At 49.2% G+C, this 20,079-nt stretch carries 17 protein-coding genes and 1 other RNA gene; 4 read left to right on the top strand and 14 right to left on the bottom strand.

The genetic code is table 11. From position 1 onward, the window contains the following. The first annotated feature begins 225 nt into the window (after window positions 1-225). From Q8O92_13745 to Q8O92_13730, 4 genes are all read left to right on the top strand, one after another. Window positions 226-3,480, top strand: a complete 3,255-nt coding sequence (locus Q8O92_13745) for a PQQ-binding-like beta-propeller repeat protein (GenBank protein ID MDP2984377.1) — start codon at window positions 226-228, stop codon at window positions 3,478-3,480. Between the two features lie 285 nt (window positions 3,481-3,765). Next, the gene (locus tag Q8O92_13740) at window positions 3,766-4,563 is read left to right on the top strand and encodes an FKBP-type peptidyl-prolyl cis-trans isomerase (protein ID MDP2984376.1); all 798 of its coding nucleotides are present in this window, start codon (window positions 3,766-3,768) and stop codon (window positions 4,561-4,563) included. A 295-nt stretch (window positions 4,564-4,858) separates the two neighbouring features. Then, window positions 4,859-7,024, top strand: coding sequence for a DUF3656 domain-containing protein (locus tag Q8O92_13735; GenBank protein ID MDP2984375.1), 2,166 nt, complete (start codon window positions 4,859-4,861; stop codon window positions 7,022-7,024). Further along, window positions 7,021-7,164 carry a hypothetical protein gene (locus Q8O92_13730; GenBank protein MDP2984374.1) on the top strand — a complete coding sequence of 48 codons (144 nt, stop codon included), beginning with the start codon at window positions 7,021-7,023 and terminating at the stop codon, window positions 7,162-7,164. Before Q8O92_13735 ends, Q8O92_13730 begins: the two co-directional genes overlap by 4 nt. 30 nt (window positions 7,165-7,194) lie before the next feature. Here Q8O92_13730 and ssrA read toward each other — a convergent pair. The 14 genes from ssrA to Q8O92_13660 all read right to left on the bottom strand — a co-directional run bounded on the left by ssrA (window position 7,195) and on the right by Q8O92_13660 (window position 19,936). Further along, window positions 7,195-7,551, bottom strand: a transfer-messenger RNA (tmRNA) gene (ssrA, locus tag Q8O92_13725). Window positions 7,552-7,847: 296 nt separating this feature from the next. Beyond that, entirely contained in the window at window positions 7,848-10,520 is a 2,673-nt protein-coding gene (gene polA, locus Q8O92_13720; protein ID MDP2984373.1) for a DNA polymerase I, read from the bottom strand. 392 nt (window positions 10,521-10,912) lie between these two features. Further along, window positions 10,913-11,635 (bottom strand): formylglycine-generating enzyme family protein, encoded by a 723-nt coding sequence (locus tag Q8O92_13715; protein ID MDP2984372.1) that lies wholly within the window; start codon window positions 11,633-11,635, stop codon window positions 10,913-10,915. Window positions 11,636-12,123: 488 nt separating this feature from the next. Continuing rightward, window positions 12,124-12,537 (bottom strand): DUF86 domain-containing protein, encoded by a 414-nt coding sequence (locus Q8O92_13710; GenBank protein ID MDP2984371.1) that lies wholly within the window; start codon window positions 12,535-12,537, stop codon window positions 12,124-12,126. Continuing rightward, window positions 12,534-12,944, bottom strand: coding sequence for a nucleotidyltransferase domain-containing protein (locus Q8O92_13705; GenBank protein MDP2984370.1), 411 nt, complete (start codon window positions 12,942-12,944; stop codon window positions 12,534-12,536). Before Q8O92_13705 ends, Q8O92_13710 begins: the two co-directional genes overlap by 4 nt. Continuing rightward, window positions 12,937-13,242, bottom strand: coding sequence for a nucleotidyltransferase domain-containing protein (locus Q8O92_13700; protein MDP2984369.1), 306 nt, complete (start codon window positions 13,240-13,242; stop codon window positions 12,937-12,939). The genes Q8O92_13705 and Q8O92_13700 overlap by 8 nt, the downstream gene beginning before the upstream one ends. Window positions 13,243-13,370: 128 nt before the next feature. Continuing rightward, window positions 13,371-13,964, bottom strand: coding sequence for a nicotinate-nucleotide adenylyltransferase (gene nadD / locus Q8O92_13695; protein MDP2984368.1), 594 nt, complete (start codon window positions 13,962-13,964; stop codon window positions 13,371-13,373). After that, window positions 13,948-14,691, bottom strand: a complete 744-nt coding sequence (bamD, locus tag Q8O92_13690) for an outer membrane protein assembly factor BamD (protein ID MDP2984367.1) — start codon at window positions 14,689-14,691, stop codon at window positions 13,948-13,950. Before bamD ends, nadD begins: the two co-directional genes overlap by 17 nt. A 43-nt stretch (window positions 14,692-14,734) precedes the next feature. Then, window positions 14,735-15,355 carry a hypothetical protein gene (locus Q8O92_13685; protein ID MDP2984366.1) on the bottom strand — a complete coding sequence of 207 codons (621 nt, stop codon included), beginning with the start codon at window positions 15,353-15,355 and terminating at the stop codon, window positions 14,735-14,737. Further along, a complete protein-coding gene (gene ybgF / locus Q8O92_13680; protein ID MDP2984365.1) occupies window positions 15,355-16,140 on the bottom strand; it encodes a tol-pal system protein YbgF in 786 nt (261 codons plus the stop codon). The genes Q8O92_13685 and ybgF overlap by 1 nt, the downstream gene beginning before the upstream one ends. A 186-nt stretch (window positions 16,141-16,326) precedes the next feature. Then, window positions 16,327-17,373 (bottom strand): hypothetical protein, encoded by a 1,047-nt coding sequence (locus Q8O92_13675; GenBank protein ID MDP2984364.1) that lies wholly within the window; start codon window positions 17,371-17,373, stop codon window positions 16,327-16,329. A 34-nt stretch (window positions 17,374-17,407) separates the two neighbouring features. Beyond that, on the bottom strand, window positions 17,408-18,601 hold the full coding sequence (locus Q8O92_13670) for a hypothetical protein (protein MDP2984363.1): 1,194 nt from the start codon (window positions 18,599-18,601) through the stop codon (window positions 17,408-17,410). 1 nt (window position 18,602) lies between these two features. Beyond that, window positions 18,603-19,721, bottom strand: a complete 1,119-nt coding sequence (locus tag Q8O92_13665; GenBank protein ID MDP2984362.1) for a hypothetical protein — start codon at window positions 19,719-19,721, stop codon at window positions 18,603-18,605. Then, window positions 19,718-19,936: a hypothetical protein gene (locus tag Q8O92_13660; GenBank protein MDP2984361.1), complete on the bottom strand. Its 219-nt coding sequence runs from the start codon at window positions 19,934-19,936 to the stop codon at window positions 19,718-19,720. Before Q8O92_13660 ends, Q8O92_13665 begins: the two co-directional genes overlap by 4 nt. Window positions 19,937-20,079 lie beyond the last annotated feature (143 nt).

Below are 20,079 nucleotides of genomic sequence, written 5' to 3'. Positions count from 1 at the left end.
AAAGATCCCCCTGCCTTCGGCATCCCCCCTTATTAAGGGGGGAATTTAGAGAGAGGGTTCTGTTAAATACTAATAAATGTTTACATATAGAAACAATTTTCTTTTTCCCCCTTAATAAGGGGGGTAGGGGGGATTAACCTTTCGGATGATCACCCTAGCTTACTTAACGACACACCTGGTATAGGTTATTCAATTTTTTTCGCAGGGGAATATGGACTCCTTCTCATGAAAAAGCCCCCCTTAAAATTTCTGGGATTCCTGTTTGCATTTTTAGTTGTGAATAATTTTACGATATGGGCTGCTCCGGGGGATCTTGTCTGGAAAATGCCCACCACAGGAAACTATATCGCGTCATCGCCGGCCATCAGTTTCGATGGAACCATTTATTTCGGCAGCAGCAACGGAAACCTTTATGCAGTAACTCCGGACGGTAAAAAAAAATGGCAGTATCACACAAACGGACCGATCGACGATTCTCCGGCAATTGACAAAGATGGGAATATATATTTCGGTTCATTCGATAATTACCTGTATGCCCTGAAACCGGACGGGAATCTCCTCTGGCGTTTTTCGACGAACGGTTTGATACGTTCCACTCCGGCATTGGCCGCTGACGGAACGATTGTATTCGGTTCGTATGACAGGAATCTGTATGTACTCAATCCTGACGGGACGCTTAAGTGGAAATATCAGGCGAGCGGGGAAATTGCCTCATCGCCCCTTATTTCCATCGACGGCACGGTGTATTTCGGCGACAGAGCCGGCCAGGTGTACGCGCTTTCCCCTCGAGGCAGCCTTATTTGGAAATATGCAACCGGCGGCATCATTCATTGGTCTTCCGCCGCCGCGGGGTATGATGGAATCCTGTACATAGGTTCTTTTGACGAATATCTTTATGCGATTTTTCCCGACGGAACCTTGAAATGGAAATTCAAAACAGGCGATAAAATCGGTTCATCACCGGCGCTCGGCGATAACGGCGCCATTTATGTGGAATCATGTGATTCATATTTTTATGCAATAAATCCTGATGGCGCCCTGCTCTGGAAATATGCTGTGCAGAATAAAAGTTTTGGTTGTCACCCGGTTGTCGGAAGCGACGGGACGGTGTATGTCGGCTCCGATGACGGGCACTTGTATGCGCTCAATCCCGAAGGCACATTGAAATGGAAATATAGAACCGGCGGTTCTCTATGGACTACAGGCGCCACGATAAATGAAACGGGAATCTTATACACCGTTTCTTCAGACGGATATCTTTATGCTCTCGACACCGGCGCCGGATCAGGTATCGCGCATACATCCTGGCCCAAATTCCATGGAGATGTACGGAACAGCGGAAGCATGGAAACGGTTTCACTGTCTTCTTCCCTTATCAAAATACGTGACATTAAAGTGAATGAGACCGGGACGAGTACCGTGGTAATGAGAAATAATAGCTCCAAGCCGGTTACCATTAAAGGAATCAGAGTTTCGAACGGCCAGTTTAAAATCAGCCCGGAATCCGGGATTGTGATGCCTTCCGACAGTCTTTACATAACAATTACCTTTTCCCCAAAAATTGAGGGTGAACAACAGGCTTTCATCATGATTGAACTGGATGACCGGGAAATTCCCATCCTGGCAATCGGGAATCCACCGAAAGCGCCGGTGCGGGTAACCGTCCGCCTGATTACCCGAGACGCTGATACCGGTGAATTGCTGCCCTGCAGAATTTTTCTTATCGACTCTCAAGGGCAGTTCTTTCTCCCGGGATTATCTGAAAATCTCAATAACAGAATGTTTTTTGTATCTCCGGGAGATATGTCTTTTCAGGTGTTTTCCGGCGCCTATTATCTGTCGATTGCACGGGGAAATGAATATGTCCCCATCCATGATGAATTGATAAAAATTCCCGGAAACAATACGGAAACATGTACCATTTCACGTTCGCTCAAGCGATGGATTCACATGAAGGAGATGGGCTGGTACTCGTGCGACAATCAGGTCAACAATTATGACCGGCGGACGCCTGAATCCCTTTATATATATCAACTGGCTGAGGATCTGAACATTCTTCACTTGATCTGCATGGGGTCGTATAACACTGTCTATAACTATGAATATTTCCGAAAAGGGGTGTTTCCGTTTTCACAGCCTTTTTACCCCATGACCATTGGCGAAGAGTGGCGGTCCTACACCTGGCAGAATCATATGGTTATCATGAATCACTCCCAGCCTTTGTCCACATGGGGAAACGGCTTTTACGACGGCGCATCTCCCTATCGGTATTCCTACCCGCCTGCAATGGATGCCTGTGATGAAACCCATGCATACGGCGGCATCGTCACAGCGACTCACCCGTTCTGGTTTGAACCTTTCCATCGGATGGAAAATGTCGGTACGAACCGTAACCTGGCATTTGAAACTCCCGCCGATATCGCCCTCGGCAAAATGGATGGTATGCAGATCTACATGTATTGGCAGTATGATGAATGGAATCGTTATGTCTGGTATCGGCTGCTGAATTGTGGATTCAAAATACCTCCTTTCGCCGGTTCGGACGCTCTTTTGAACAACACGGTTTATAAAAAAGTGGTTATGGGGGCTCTTTCTGGAACAGTCCGCTCATATGCTTATGTTCCGGAACAAAAGGACCGGCTCGATTATGATGCATGGATAAAGGCATCCGTGAACGGCCGCAGTTTTGTATCATCAGGGGCTGTTGTTTTTTTCACCGTCAATGGAGAGCTGCCCGGTTCCGAAATTCATCTCGATGCGCCGAACGGCGCAAAGACAGTCACTGTTACTGTCGACGCGCGCTGGATCGGCGGCCTGGAGAAGCTTTATTTTATCGTAAACGGCGCTACGGTTGAGGAGAGAACGCTCAGTGGAGAAAAAGCCGTTATTACGAAGGAAATACCGTTGACGGGAAGCTCTTGGATTTCCTGCCGGGTGGAAGGATCTCCTTTCGACGACTTCGAGGGTGATGCCCATTCCGGTCCGGTGTACGTCATACTCAACAATAAACCCGTGCATTCCCGTGAAGATGCAATGTATTTTGCTCATTGGATAGACCAGCACATCGCGCTTCTCGATTCCGCGAATCACTTTGAATACGGCTTGCAGAAAGAAAAGGTTTTTTCCCGGTATCGTGAAGCTCAAAAGGTCTTTTATTCCCTTGCAGATGAGGTTGTAACAAAGGTGTATGATGAAAAACCGGAACAGTTTACGATTTCCCCCAATTCACCGAATCCGTTCAATAGCTCTACAACCATCACGTATTCTCTTCCCGCGGCATACCGCGTTTCCTTTGACATATACGATATTCTCGGCAGAAAAATTGCCACCCTCGAAAACAGGATCATGCCCTCCGGATCCCACCGGATCACCTGGAACGGGACCGATGATAAAGGAAATGCTCTTGGAAGCAATGTGTATCTTTACCAATTCAGGGCGGGAAACTTTACACGGTATGGGAAAATGGTTTTGGTGAAGTAAGGATTTTTCACCTTACAAACTTTTTTGGAGAATAACCCACTTTTTTTACAATCTTTTCGAGGATTTTGGAAAAAACGGTAATTTTTTCTTTTTTAGCGTATTTAATTCTTTTAAAACATTAGAAAATCATGTATATTAAGCAGGTATTTTGCGATATGAGCACATTTATGCATGTGTATTGATAATATATGTTCGGATGTACCATGTTATTTTCACAGTTTCCCTGGGAATCTCTCAATCTCATAAGAGTACAGGGTACGAAAACCATTTTAAAAAGGAGCAGTTATGCAGGAAGCAAAGGCTTTACGATTTCTTTTATCTGCCTTGCTTATTTCTTCTCTGCCGTTGGTTGCGTGTTCAAATAAAGGCGGCGGAAAAGCTGAATTCAAGAACGATGTGGATAAGGCCAGCTACGCTATCGGTATGCAGATCGGCCGTAATTTCAAAGATAACAAGATCGATCCCGCCGATCTGAATCTCGCCATGTTCCAGAAAGGCATCACCGATATCCTTGATAACAAAGCCACCGCCCTTCCGGACAGCGATATTGCCAAGGTTATGGACGCTTTTTCTACAAAGTTGAAAGCCAAACAGGAAACCGCACTCAAAAAAGAAAAATCTGAAAATCAGGCCAAGGCCAGCGCTTTCCTTGCTGAGAATGCCAAAAAAACAGGCGTGATTACCCTTCCTCCCGACAGCCTCCAGTACACGGTGATGAAAGAGGGCGCCGGGCCCATGCCGAAACCCACAGACACGGTAAAAATTCTGTACAAGGGAACTTTGATTGACGGTACTGAATTCGACAGTTCGCAGGTACACGGCGGCCAGCCGATCGAATTCCCTGTAAACCAGGTGATCCCCGGCTGGACCGAGATCATCCCGATGATGAAAGTGGGTTCCAAGTGGAAGGTGTTCATTCCACCGAAACTGGCTTACGGCGAACGGGCTACGCCCAAAATTGGCGCCAATTCCCTGCTTATTTTCGAGATCGAGCTCCTTGAAATTTCCCCGCCGGCCCCGACATCCGCACAGGCTCCGGATGTGAAACTCTCACCGAAGCCAAGAGTTGCGCCAAAGAAATGAGTTTTATTCCTGAAAGTGTTCTAAAAGGGGGCGGACAATTAATCCGTCCCCTGTTTTTTATTTGTGAAGACATGACGACATAAATAATTGCGCAAGTTTTTGTGTTTATTCATATTGCGTTCATGATGGCACGAATTTCGGGTTCATTACCTCACCCCCGTCCCCTCTCCTAGTCAGGAGAGGGGTGACTCGAAACTGGCCTTATTTCCCCTCTCCTGAGTCCGGGGTCCCCGCAAGTGCTTGCACTTGTGGGGTGGATAGAGAGGGTCCCCAAAGGGCGGGTGAGGTTTTCAAAATGCAAGAATATTTGATAGTGTCTATGCTAAAACTCCCCGAACTTCTCGCTCCCGCCGGCTCTCTTGAGACATTCAAAGCCGGTTTCGATGCCGGCGCCGATGCTTTCTACCTCGGTTACCGTGATTTCAACGCCCGCCGCAGGGCGAAGAATTTTATCGGGGAGGAGCTTCATCTGGCGGCTGATTATGCTCATCAGGCGGGAAAAAAGATATATATCACCCTGAACACCCTGATTTTCGACCGTGAAATTTCCGATCTCATCCGCCTGATAGAGCTGCTCCGGGAAATACGGGCCGATGCTGTTATCGTCCAGGACTGGGGGGTTATTTCCATTCTGCGGGAAGAGTATCCCGAACTGCCCATCCATGCTTCTACCCAGATGTTCTGCCATAACTCCCTCCATGCAAAGTTTCTCGGTTCCCAGGGGATTCGCCGGATCATACTTCCAAGAGAACTGACCCTGGAAGAAATCGGCGCCGTCATGAAACAGGTTCCTCTCGAATACGAGGTTTTCATTCACGGCGCGATGTGCTTTTCCCTTTCCGGGTGCTGCCTGGCCTCTTCGTACCTGTACGGTGAATCAGGAAACCGGGGCGAATGCCGCCAGATATGCAGGTTCCCTTTCAGAACGAACGAGGGAACCGTATACCCCTTTTCCATGAAAGATCTCCAGGCTTATGAAGTGATCGGGAAACTTATCGAGACGGGCGTTTCCGCACTGAAGATCGAAGGAAGACTGAAAAATGCCGCCTATGTCGCCGAAACGGTTTCCGCATACAGGAAAATGCTAGATACATATAGAGCGAGCACCGATAGAGCGGGCGCTGAGCTTGTCGAAGTGCCTCAGGAGCTTGCCAGACAGAGAGAATCGGCATCGGGGTATTTCGTGAGAGGTCCGGAGTACGACCGGCTGGTGCAGAAATTGTCCACGGGGACATCAGGAGAAGTGTTCGGGAAAGTGCAGGGTATCAGGGGAAAGGAAGTCAGGATTGACCATGTTCTGAAACCTCTGAAAGGCCTGCGCCTCCGTATCCAGGATGCCCGGGGTAATAATATCCATGAGGGCGCTCTACTCGACTTTTCCAGGGAACGGAGCGGGAAAGGAAAAGAAATACTGATATGGAAAATAGCGGCGGCCCTGCGGACAGACGGATATACAGCGCCTTTCACCGTTTATCATGTCGGCAGGAGCGCCCCGAGGAATATTCGCCGCCTGCTCGAAAAGAAGCGAAAGAAAATATGTATTGAAACTCTTTCGCTGAATTTGCATATTATACAGGACAGTATTCACATAGCGACCGTTGCCGGAGGATTTCCCACCCCATGGGAAAAAGTGTATCCCCTTAAAACCATGCAGTCGGTTTCCAGCCCTCTGAACCACGAGACCTGCGAGAAGATTTTTTCCCAGGTCGACAAGTATCCTTTCCATATCAAGACAATCGTCTGCCATATCGAAGAGAATCTTTTCTGCCCGGTAAGCGAACTCAAGAGGATTCGCAGGGGGTTTTACCTGGAACTCCATGATTCCTTCCTCGAAAGAGCGGAAACGGAAAGGAACGCGCGATATGACAGGATCATGGAAAAAAGGGCGGCGATTCTGAAAAATCACGAGTGCGTGGAGGAAAGTTCCCGGTTTTTTCTGTATGCCGACTTCCCACAACCGGAGATATCGAAAAAGACGGAATACACCGTTTACAGCCTGGAGGTTGGTGAAATACCGAAGGTTCCGCCCGCTCCAAATGTGATGATCCTTCCGCCGCTGTTTATGTCCGAGGCGATGGTCGCTGCGGCTGGGGAGTGGGTGGGGAAACTGGTTTCCAAAGGATATACACGCTTCATGATCCCGACTTACGGCTGGTTGAGTCTTATGGAAAAATATCCGGCTGTGGATCTTACTGCCGGGCCATTTTTGTATGTAGTCAATCCTTTAGCGGTGGAATTTCTTTCGAAGCGAGGGGTTCGCAGGTTTGTCCTCTCGCCGGATATCAGGTCGGAAGATGCCGGACCGCTCGTCCGGTTCGATAACCGGCTGGTCCCCCTTAATGCGCCGAAAGATATGTTTGTAAGCCGCCTCAGGGCGACAGAGGGATATTACTTCCTGAAAAAAACCGCCTTACGGCCACGATATTACTGCGAGTACACCGTTTATGAAACTGGCAAGTGAACATCGAGCCCTGCGACGGGCTCTGTGCTCCCGGTTGTTCCAGCGACTGTATGATGAATGAAGATGAGCGGAAGATACTGCGCAGGGAAATGGGGAAAAACGCGGATATTTCCGGGAACTTTCAGGTCGAAAGCCAGTGAAATCGCAGAAAAGGGTGCATTGAAAATAATTGGTGGAGGCGGCGGGAATCGAACCCGCGTCCGAAAACCGTGCTACTCCGATATCTACATGTTTAGCCGGCGCTCGGTTCTCGCGTCCGCACATGCCCGCCGGCACGCCCATACGAACGCCAGTCTCCTAAAGGTTCACGTAGCGGGAGGAGACCCCCCGCGCCGCTATCCTGCCTGATCGACGTTTCTTCCCTGCCGGGCAGGCGCAACCGGGAGAAACGTAGCCGCTCTTAGGCGGCTAATGCGTACGAATAATCGTCTGCAGTTAGATTTTTTTCCGACCGTTTAACGAGGATGATCGGTTCCTCGACATGCAATCAGAGCCTCACCTGTTCCCGTCGAAACCAGGTCGCCCCCACAATAACAGAAGTTAGAAGACAGAAGTCAGAAAACAGAATGAAACTGACGCGATCTGTACAGAGCATGAAAGAACTATTTCTGTATAATATACGCCAATTCTCACGATTTCGCATACTCTATTTTTGATCCTTACAAATGACTGTCATTTTATGTTTATTACCCGATAGATCCTGAAACAAGTTCAGGATGACACGTGTCATGCCGAACTCGTTTCGGCATCTAAACACCCACATGGGTAACTAATTATATCGCATTGTATTTCTTCTGTCTTCTGTCTTCTGTATTCTTTTTTCTCAATGCGCTTCCAGCCAGTGCCGGCCATAACCGGTTTCAACCACCAGCGGAACACTGATCTTCATCGCGTTCTCCATGACCTCCTTGACCAGAGGCTGTACCGTATCGATTTCATCCACGGGCACTTCCAGCACCAGTTCATCGTGCACCTGGAGGATCATGAAGGCTTTTAACCTCTCGTTGGCCAGCCGCCGCGAGAGGTTGATCATGGACAGTTTGATGAGGTCTGCCGCGCTTCCCTGAATGGGAGTATTGATGGCTGTCCGTTTGGCGAACTCGGCGACACCGCGGTTCCCGCTGTAAATATCGGGCAGATACCGCTTACGGTCCATGAGAGTGGTCACATACCCCTTCGTTTCGGCCTCACGGATTATACGCTCTACATACGCCCGAACACCGGAATGGGTTGCAAAGTAGTTGCTGATGTATTCCCGGGCCTCGGTGAAGCCGATCCCGAGCTGCTCGGAAAGAGAATGCGCTCCCATTCCGTACATGACCCCGAAGTTGATGATCTTCGCCTGCCTGCGCTGCTCCGGAGATACCAGGCCGGGCAGAATATTGAAGATGAGGGAGGCAGTGCTCGTGTGAATATCCTCGCCTCTTTCGAACGCTTCGGTCAGAACCGGGTCTCCGGAGATGTGCGCCATGATACGGAGTTCGACCTGTGAATAGTCGGCGGAGAGGAGGCAGTAACCCGGATCGGCGATGAAGGCCTGGCGGATTTTTCGCCCCATCTCGGTTCGGATCGGGATATTCTGGAGGTTTGGATCGGAGGAGGAGAGCCTGCCGGTGGAGGTCACCGCCTGGTTGAAAGAGGTGTGTATCCTGCCGGTACGGGGATTGATCATGAGCGGGAGAGCATCCACATAGGTGGATTTGAGCTTGGACAACTGACGGTATTCCAGAATCAGCCCCGGCAGACCGTGCTCCTGCGCCAGCTTTGTCAGAACTTCGATGTCGGTGGAGTACCCGCTCTTTCCCTTCCGCGCCGGCTTCAGTTTGAGTTTTTCAAAGAGGATATAACCGAGCTGTTTGGGGGAATTGATGTTGAACTCCTCCCCGGCCAGCTCGCTGATTCGTCCGGACAGTTTTTCCATCTCGCCGGAAAGCTCCTCCGACATCTTCCGGAGGACATCGACATCGATACGCACCCCGCTCATCTCCATCTGGACCAGCACCTCCATGAGAGGTATCTCCAGGTCGGCATAGAGCGCGGTCATTCCTTCTTCTGCGAGTTTCTTCCCGAAATACCTGCCCAGCGAAAGGATCATTTCCGCCTTTTCTGCGGCATACACTGCGGCAGTTTCCATATCCAGATCGGCGTATGATTTCTTCATCTTCCCTTTGCCGGTAAGCTCGCCAAGCGACTGCAGCCGGTGTTTAAGGTGGATATCCGCAAGGCTTTCGATATCGTAACCCCGGATGCCCGGCTCGAGTACATAAGCCGAAAGCAGGGTATCGAAGTTGAAAGGCGCTGTATCGAAACCATGACGCCTGAGAATTATCTCGTTGTATTTTGCGTCGTGGACAGTCTTCCTGATAGTATTATTCGAAAACAGTTTTTTCAGATGGGAGAGCATAGCCTCGGAATCCAGATTTTCGTAACCGTCATGCCTGAGCGGAAAATACGACGCACCCTCTCCGGAAGAGACGGCGAAAGCAACAATCTCTGCATTCATGGGCAGTTCCGAGGTGGTCTCCATATCGATGGCGATCTCTACGGATTGGGACAACTCCCGGAAACAGGCCTCCATTTCTCCCGGGGTGATTATTTTGACCGCCGTCTTCGATTCTTTCTGTTTTCCGGGCTGTTTTACTGCATTGATAAGGCTGGTAAATTCCATCTCCCGGAAGAAAGGGATAGCGGTATCAACGGAAAAACCCTTGAATTTAAGGCTTTCCAGATCGATATTCACCGGCACATCGGTTTTGATGGTAACCAGTTCCCTGGATAAGAGAGCGATTTCGCGGTTTTCCTTGATGCAGACCTGGAGTGCAGGTTTTGGGATATCGTCGCATCGGGCGAGAATCTCATCCAGGGAGCCGAACTCTTCGAGGAGGCTGCGTGCTGTTTTCTCGCCGACCTTCGGAATTCCGGGAACATTATCGGAAGCATCCCCCATAAGCGCCAGAAGGTCTACTACCCTGTCCGGGGCAACGCCGTACTTTTCCATGATGACTTCCGGTGTGATCACTTCATTTTTCATCGGAACAAACATGGTGACATGGGGCCCGACAAGCTGCATAAAATCCTTGTCCCCGGTTACCATGACTACATCGAACCCCTCTTTCTCTGCTTTCACCGCCAGGGTGCCGATCACATCGTCAGCCTCGTACCCCTCAACTTCCAGACGCTGAACCCCCAGGGCGTCCACCGCCTGCCTGATACGGGGAACCTGGCTGATCATCGGCTCGGGCATCTTCTGACGGGTAGCCTTGTAGAGAGGGTAGAGTGCATGACGGAAGGTCTTCCTGCCGGTATCGAACACGATTGCCAGATAGTCGGGCTGCTTCTCCCGGACCAGGGAGAGAATGGTGTTGGTGAATCCGAATGCGGCCGAGGTATCCTCGCCCCTGGAGTTGATAAGAGGGTTGCGGATAAATGCGAAATAGGCGCGGTAGGCCAGCGCGGTGCCGTCGAAAAGATAGAGTGTTTTTCTCTGAGGATTCATGGTATGTCCGAAATTCATTTCTAAACTGAGCCTTTTGCAAAAGGCTCGACTATTCAATAGACTTCTAAAGTCTGATAATAATGTTCCTACTTATTGTCTGAACCTTGATTTACTTGATTATGGGATTAGCTTGATTATTTTCAATCATGGTAATCCTCTAATCCCACGAATCATGGTTCAGACATATGAAAGAAGATCCCCCTGTCCTTCGGACATCCCCCTTGTTAAGGGGGAAAAACCATCGGTCGCACAAGGTTTTTAACCCCCTTCGATAAGGGGGTCGCCGCGAAGCGGCGGGGGGATTAAAAAAAGGCAGGAGGGGGACACCCCCTCCTGCACCTCCCCCGTATCAAGTATCAAATATCAAGGTTCGAGTGCTCAAAAGATTGCCTTCATGGACGGCGCACCACACGGAACCCGATATCGAGGGTCCAGTAGTCCGGGAAGCTGACGCCACGGACGGCCGACCGGCAAACGTCGCCGTAGCCGTAGCCGTTCCAACTGCCGCCGCGGATAACGCGGCCGGCACCGTATAGTGCACCTGTGGGATTTGTAACACTTCCGCTTGTGTAGCTCCCATACCAGTCACTGCACCATTCCCAAACGTTCCCATGCATATCGTATAATCCCCAGGTATTGGGAGTCTTTTGGCCAACCAGGTGCGTCTTATTGCTGCTGTTGTAACAATACCAACCGGCGCGGTCAAGGTCACTTACATTGTCGCCCGTATAATACATCGTCGTTGTCCCGGCACGACAGGCATATTCCCACTCAGCTTCGGTCGGCAGACGGAACCCGTTCTTCGTGAAATCACACGCGTCCGTACTTTCATCATAATAGCAACGGCCAAATCCTGAACTGTCGCTTACTGCATTACAGAACTTTCTCGCATCCCACCAAGACACCTGCTCCACCGGAAGGTTGTCATCACCTTTGAAAGAAGAAGGATTCGTACCCATCACAGCCTTGTACTGCCCCTGTGTTATTTCATAAGCGCTCATCTGAAATGCGGACAATGTTACCGCATGAATTGGCTGTTCATCGGAATGATCACTTGACCCCATCTGGAATGACCCGGCAGGAATCGGTTTCAGCGCAATTTTCAAAGCCCGCATATTGTCTCCGTTCATGCTTGGTTTCTGCCTTTCTCATGCCGTCCCCGAGGAATCGAGGAGTATATATTTTTCTTTCAGGTTAGCGCCCTGGCTTTAAAGGATCTCGGAGATGCCGGAATAAAGGGTTTCGGTGAGGGTTTCCGCCTCGAGATGCCTGCAAAAAAGGACAATGATTTTCGGTACATTGCCTGCTTTCGGACGGGGTAACTGCGATTGAAGCTTTTTTTAAGTATGTTCAGAATATATGCAGAATATATGCAGAATAGCACATAGTGACAAGAAGAATTTATTTCTCAAGTCTATTATTATGGTTCTTCTCCAAATTCGTTGGTGAATTTTGCAGTGCCCAAAGAGATAACTCTTTGAGAGGCAGCCCCCTGAGGCACCCCGACTTTTGCAGGACAAAAGCCGGGGACCCCGCAATCCTCTGAGGGTAAGGGCGAAAAGGCCCAGGGCGATTCGGAAAAAACAAGATAAGTGGCTATTGGTTAATCCATCGCTTTCAATGCACAATTGGCAAAGTCGAGCAGATCAAGCATATGGTGCTCGATTATATCAACCATTATGTTCAGATCCAGCTTCTGATATTGATGCACAAGCGTATTGCGAAACCCCACCATTGCTTGCAGCATGTTCATTTGCCCTATCTGAATCAGACCGGCTTGTTCTAAAAGGGCAAAGCTATCCCGGCTTTCCTGGGGCAAACCCAGCTTCTTGCTTTTGATGAGGTAATTGGCAATGTCAATCGTCAGTTCGCAGACTCGCTGCAGGTTCAAGGCAATGGCATCTTGCTTGAGATAGTCTTTATTGAAAGGCAGGCCTGTATCTAAAGCATAATATGTGTTAATCTGTTTGATACAGCGCTCGATGCTAAGCTTTTTATTCAGGATGATCTCGTTCAAATGTTGTAAAACCTCCCGCTGCGTAATCCCTCGGCAAGCACGTCGGCACGCTCTTCATTGAGTTTTTGATAAAACGAAAGTGTCAGCATTTCGAACTCATCTGCAGCATATGTGTTGGCACAAAAAATACGCCGTTCTACCATGATGATTTCTTTCTGAAATACGGTGGACACCTGGCGCAGATTGATCAAATCTACGTCCTTGCCAAGCAGCCGCTCCAGGGCTACAACCGCATCGCTAAAGGTCATGAATCCCTCTCGCTTAGCATCAGAATGAGGCAGCAGGATCGCGATATCCACATCGCTGTCGGGCCGTTCGAACTCCGTGCTGTAGGTCCCGAACAGGTAGATTGCCTGCGCCGTGGGGTAGTGCTCCAAAATGATGCGCACAATTTCCGGATCATACATATACAGCTTCCTTCTCGATGCGTGCCTTCAACCGGGGGTTGGTCAATCCGCGCAACTGCAGCACATCCACCGGGCATCCCAGTAGTTCCTCCAAGTCCTGTTTCATCATGGCGGTCATGAACAGGTTGGGGGCGTCGGTATCGAATACAATGTCCACATCGCTTTCGGATGTCGCAGTGTTGAGGGCGTAGGAGCCAAAGTAGCCCAGCGCTCGCAAATGATATTCCGCTCCGTGGTGTTCTTTGAAATCTTTCAATAGGGCGCTCAGCCGGTCGGGTGATAGAATCTCCAAGTTCATACCCTTACCTCTACAATTATCATAGTGTTTCTGCTTATCAATACATAGCAAACGGGGATCTCAATAGCAAAGGTTTTTTTCGGGAATTACGCATCGTAGTAAGCGGAAAAAATTAAATTCGGGACTTTTCATCCTTGCAGAATTTTCTCTATCATCCCGTTCACCGCTTCGGGAACAAGATAACGGACGCTTTTTCCCTCACGGAGGCGGCGGCGGATATCGGAAGAGGAAATATCTATGAGCGGCGTCATCACTTTCTGTACCCGCCCGGAAAGCCAATCGGGGATTTCACGGCCCTGGCGGCATGCACGGTCTGCGGCCAGGATAACGCACTCAGCAAGAATTTCAACAGGGTCTTTCCAGGTTTCCATCTCGAACAGATTATCCATCCCCACCAGGAAATACAGTTTGGTATTCAGAGGAAGGCTGGATTTGAATTCCCGGATCGTGTCAATGGTATAGGATGGCCCTTTCCGTTTTATTTCCATGTCAGAAAGGATAAAACGGGGGTTGCCGTCAAGGGCAAGAGAAAGCATCCGGAAACGGTCTTCCGCTGTGAACATGATATCCCTGTTTTTATGCGGCGGCCGCGCAGAAGGCACGAAAATCACCCTGTCGAGACCGGCCTCTTCAATAACCGCCTGGGCAATGATGAGATGGCCGTGGTGCACCGGGTCGAAGGTGCCGCCGAACAGGGCGATTTTCTCACTTTTTTTCTCCATATTTTTGGATTTCCGAAAGTAGTTTGGACGCCTTTTTCCTGACGCCGGAATCTGTTTTTTCACCGGCGATAAGCTGTTTCAAGACTTCAGCCGCGCCGCTGTATTCCTTTTTCTTTATATAGGCCAGTCCGATGCCGAGCTCGGAGTCGTCCACCCAGGCTGACCGTGGATATTCCTTGATGACCGACCGGTAGTAGATGATGGCGGCATCCCAGTATTTCATTTTGTAATACAGTTGAGCGGCAAGGTACTCCTTGTAAGCCAGCTTTTCCCGTAGTTCTTCGATCTTTCTTTGCGCATCCGCCTCAAGGGAATTATTGGGGTAATTTTCAATAAACCGGTTGAACTCATCGATGGCGAGATGGGTGTTTTCCTGATCGAGGCTTGCTTTCGGGGATTCCATGAAATAGGAGAGAGCTTTCTTGTACTGAGCCTGGGCAGCATAATCGCTCGAAGGATAATCGACATAAACCCGCTCGAATTCATACGCCGCAGTAAGGTAATCCTCATTTTTAAAATGCGCCTCCGCCAGGTTGAAAAGAGCCTCGTCCACAATTTCCGAACCGGAAAATGACTCCACCACCGTCTGAAAATCCCCGATGGCCTTGGGATAATCCTTCTTTTTCATCTCCACCAGGCCACGGTTGAAATAGAAATGTGCGTCCATGGTCAATTCTTTTTCTTTCATCTTGGAAGCACATCCTATGGCTGAAATCGCAATTAACATAGCCAGAAAAACAGGTATGATACGATAGTGTAAAGTCAAAAATCTACCCCCGGTATGAATACAGAAGCCAAACCAACCCGGTCATGATAAGACCGAAGAGAACCGGTTTGACTACACTATATAAAGTACTGTGATGTATGACAAATGTATCGTTCCGTCCCACATGTCCGATCATCCGTGAGGGAAACGCATCTTCAAATACCCCCCGCCCGTTATACACTTTCCTGCTGTTTTCAGTTTCCTGGAAAAATGCACTTATCCGGGCCTCGGCAAATCTTTCCACCGAATGTTTTTTTCCTTTTCCCCTGGGGTCCAGCCTGACATACAGGGTATCTAAACCGAATCTGAATTCGGGAAAATTACCGCTCTCATGTACCTGGTAACCTCGCTTCAGGAGAAATTCTTCGGCAATGAATCCCAAAAGCTCCCTGGCGGCGCCTGTCCCTTCCGTTCGAAAGAGAATCCCGGCGCCTTTTCCTTCGGGAATGCCGAGGTTTTCCACTGCACTAAAGAGAACTTTCTCCGCCACTTGTCTGTTGGAAGGGGGAAGCGGATACGAATCAGCAGCCTCTCCCCCTGCCGTGAAACCCGTTCCCACCAAGCCGGCAAACACTCCCCCCCAAAAAATATAATTCCGGCTCTTCAGGCTTCCAAACACACCCATTATTCTCCCAGCACCTCGAGTTTAGCGGAGGCTATTATAGCGGCATTGCTCTCCGGGTACTTACTGATCACCGTGTTAAACTCCTCACGGGCAGCGCCTTTGTTGCCCATCATCAAATAGGTCAACCCGATCTTGACATGAGCGTCCGCTGTTTTATTGGATGGGGGATAGGCAAGAATCTTGTTGAATGTCTCCAATGCCTTATCGTAATTCTTCAAGGAGTAATAACATTCTCCGATCCAGTATTGGGCGTTCACCGCCAGCTTGCTTGACGGCGCCACAGTCAGGATTTCGGTGAACCCCGCAATGGCAGTATCGAACTTCCGCGCATTATAGCTGGCGAGCGCATCACGGTATGCTTCATCCACTTTGAACCCATCGGTTTTAAAAACTCCGGCCGCTTTTGGGGATTTGGGTTTTGCCGGCGCTTCCTTGGGCTCCGGGGTACTCTTGGCGCGCATGGCATTATCCATCCTGAGGACCTGGTCGTTCAGGAAAGTAACGCTGTCCTTGATCTCCTGGATAACTGTATTCTCACCCGCCATGCCCGCATTCACCTTGTCTTCCAATTCTTTGAGCCTCTGCTGGAGCGCAGTGATTTCGCTCTTGTTATCCCGGATTGCCGCGGAATAACGGTCGATTCTTTCCAGGATTACCTTATCCTTCTCTTCCTGGGTTTCCTTTGGAGCGACGCTCGCTTCCGGAGCTTTTTTTACCGATGATGCACAGCCCTGGCCAATGAACAGAATCAGAAGCGGCAATAACAGCTTCCACCGGTTTGTCATGACTGGTCCTCCCGCAAAGTATGATATTTCATGTGGTCAAATGCTCCGCATCATAATTCTGCGGCATCTTATATAATCTGAAAAATCCCTTTCCGATTCCATGACGCCAAAACAGTTTCATCGTTCCCGCGAAGTGGCAACAAGTTCGGTATGACGAGGAGTTGCCATCCTGAACTCGTGTCAGGATCAATATCGTAAGAGAAGAGACAGCATGTGCCATTGTCTCGTGGAGCTGCTTTCTTCCAAAATGAATGTATAGGTAAGGATATCGCTCCTCGATGTATTCACATACTTTATTATCCTGCCCCAGGCCGGAAGAATACCTATTCCGGCGGAATACACATCGTAATCGGTGGATTTCTTACGGAAATAGCCTGCCCTCAGTGCAACCCGCTCCCCGAAAACACGCTCGACACCCGAATGAATCTCACGGGCGGCCCCCTTGGTTTCCTTGTTCAGGTTCCGGACATCCACCGAAATTACTGTCTGAGGATCGGGATAATATGATATACCTCCGGTGGCAGTTCCTCCCTCGATGCTTTCCAGAGGGTAACGCCCTTCGGAGAAATCATTCGGCATCTCATTATATACAAGCCCGATCTTCATTTTCGGATTGGGATTAAGAAGCACCCCGAAGGTATATCCTGTGCCCGTCTCGTAACGGCCGTTTTTCCAGGAATCATAAAGCGTTCCGGTAATGCCGATGGAAATCGACGGGGCAATCTTCAAATTCAGGAAAGAGGAGTGAAACGCTCCTTTCGTATTCCGCTCGATGGAAAAAAAATGACCGGATTCGATGAATGTCGAATCCAAATTCAGAATATCCTCGTTGAGACAGATGCCAAAATCAAATGCCGGAGTGGTAAATACCATTCCTTTCAGGAGCATTGACGCCGCCAGGAGTGCTTCTGTTTCAGTCAACTTCCGGTCCACCGCGAAATCACGATCATACCTGGAAAAATCATGGAAAGCAGCGGCAGAGCCTGCCGGATTAAAGAACAGTCTGAAAGCGCGCTCGTTCCGGGCGGCATTAAGCCGGAAAGCAGCCGGATTGTAAAGCCCCGCAGAAAAATCATCTTCGAGCGAGGCAGAGGCGCTCCCCATGGCCAGAGCCCTTCCCCGGACGGTCCCATCGGCGGCAAAAAAAGATTCCGACGCCTTCAGAACCTGCGGGGCTGAAAGAAAAATGTATAGAATGACTATTGTCCTGGCGATCAATGCCTTCCCGGACATGGCTACCCCTGTCAGCGTTTCTGATCAGCCTCAGTTACTTGATTTTACCGATGAGAGAGAATCCTGCATTCACGAAAGTCTCATCCCATCCGTTTTTACTCTTGTCCCCCCTGGTTCCCAATTCTAAGGATGTAAAGAGACTGCCCGTATTTTTCTTGAAAGGGAACTCCAGCCCGCATGTCACCGCCCTTTCAGAAATGCCGGCAATTTGCGGATAGCTTTTGTAATACAAGGTTCCCATCCTGAAACCGATAGAAATCGGAATGGTAGAAAAATACCCGGCAATCGGGCTGACCGAAGGTATAAACCGTAGTCCGGCGTTAAAAGAGTATGTATCGTTATACATCTGTTTTTCTTTGTCGGTATGAGCAGCCTTAGTCCAGTCAGCCCGTGAAAAATCTACCGCTGCGAATAATCTTTTCGTAATCTCCGAGGATATACCCATCCGCCATGATGCGGGGAGATCAATTCTTTCTTTTCCAACCGGAATGTCAGGATCCCCCGCATCGCCGGAACGTACGGACACTATCATATCCATGGGAGATTTGGTCGTATAACCGAACCCTATCGTGGTGCCGCGGTAGACTTTTGCCAGCATGCCCAGGGTAACGGAGTATCCGTTCAATTTCTTCTTAAGGTAATGAGTCGTGTTTATAAATGAAGAATCTGAAGTGTTGAACTGACGGAACCATTCCTCCTGGATAGCGCCGAAATTATACCGCAGGGCCGTCCCGATGCTCACTGCTTTATAAGACCCTGACAATTCAAACGAAGAGATATTGATTCCGCCTGTGGATGTCACGGTATCGGTATACATATCTCCGGTATGAACAGGCATCAGTATTTTGCTGTCCGTTCTGGAAAATGGGGCGATTCCCCAGCCGATCGCCCAACCCTGAACTATCGGAAGGATAAATTTGACCAGAGTAGGATTTGTCCTGGCAAATAGAGGCGCTTCAGCGCCGCCGATATAGGTGGTCGAACGGTTGTACACCATTGCAAGGCCATACCAGGGATTTTTAAAAGAAGAATCGAGGGCAGGATTCTCCAGGGACATGTTCATGCCGTCCGCAGCAGCAATGCCGGCTCCTCCCATTCCCATTGCCTTTCCGGAATAATCCGGAACGAGTACACCGATGCCGTTGGGGGCATAGGGCGGCTCGCACCAGGAAGGTACTGGGGCAAAAAGGATCATGACCGCCGGAAGAATCCAAAGTAAACGAGCCATGTTACCGAACCTCCGGCAGTGTGGTGTATATGATGGAAATGGAATCGGGAGGGGATACGATCACCTCGGAAGGCGAACTAGAAGCATTGGAGGGTTTGAATAAGACTCCGTAATTATAATTCAAGCTTTTGTACATGGTGTTGATAATGGAAGAAAAATCCACCACCATCTGTATATCGCCCGGTTTTATGGTATAATCGATGCGGCTTAAAGTCAGTGTGGATGTCGTATCGCTTGCAGAAAAGGGGGCGGATAGAATGTACAGGCTGACCGCCAGGTTATTCTGGGGCGGAATGATACTTTTTTCGAATGGCATAATCAGTTTGCATCCGTTGACAGCGTTAGTGCGGGCAAATGAATCGGGAAGGGTGAAATGCATGATGAATCCACCGTTATTGCCCTCTGAAATGATCCCTTTTCGCTTACTCTGCAAATCTTCACCGGGACCGGGGCTGAAAGAATAGTTCCCGCCGATGGATTTGATATACGTAGTGTCTTCTCCGGCATCAGAATACGAGAAAAGCTCCAGTTCCGGAGGAGAAAGACCGTGATTGGTATAGACTCCCATCATGGCCTTGCCTCCCGGAGAATTTTTCAGGAGGAATGAACCCCCGGTCAGCCAGGATTTAATGTAGTTCATTCCGGTCTCATCCAGGGGAAAAACCATGGTGGAATAGGTATTGGATGTATCCGCCCGTACGGCAAGCGGAGCTCCCAATGCATCTAAAAATTTGTTTGGATTAATTTTCGTGGAATCCGACCAATCAGAATTCGCAGCATACAGCTCGAACTCATTCAAACCTTCGGTCCATACTTTGGAAACCTTGAATTTCAGGTTGGCTTTTCCCAGTGTTGTGAGAATCGAAGTCTGGGGCCTGCCAAACTTGACCAGGGCGAACGCGCTGACATCCTTGTATTTTCCGGTCAGGGAAATGCTGACATTCCCGAAATTGCCTCCGTAGTTGGTGACCGAATCAAACCGGGCGGAAGCTGTTTTCAGTTTTCCGGCGTTCCGATAAAACAGTTCGCCGTTCAGCGCTTTGTCCCGGTTTTTTTCACAACCTGACACAATGAGCAGCAGTATGAACGTCAGAATGAAATAAAACAGTGAGCCTCTCAAAAACAATCCTTTCCTGAATATAAAATACTTTGCAGTCTTACAATATAAGTATTCCCGTTTCCGATGTCAATAATAGAACCCGACATGGTCATCCCCCATTTTTTATTCGGTGATAGACATGCCATATCACTTATCTTCTTCTCTTTAAACAAAATCCCCCCGCCGCATAAAGCGGCGACCCCCTTATTAAGGGGGTAAAAGCTGCCTGCCAACATGATTCCCCCCTTAATAAGACGAGGGCGACAAAAGTAAAAAACTTTTATTCAACTTGAATGCATCAAAAGGTCTGTTAAAGGCGAACAGAGAACAGGACGGTTAAAAAGATAACAATGGAACCTGAAAACATACATCGAAAGCC

The sequence above is a fragment of the Candidatus Latescibacter sp. genome (genome assembly GCA_030692375.1).
Classification (GTDB): Bacteria; Latescibacterota; Latescibacteria; order Latescibacterales; family Latescibacteraceae; genus JAUYCD01.
This window is presented reverse-complemented; position numbering and strand designations above follow the sequence as displayed.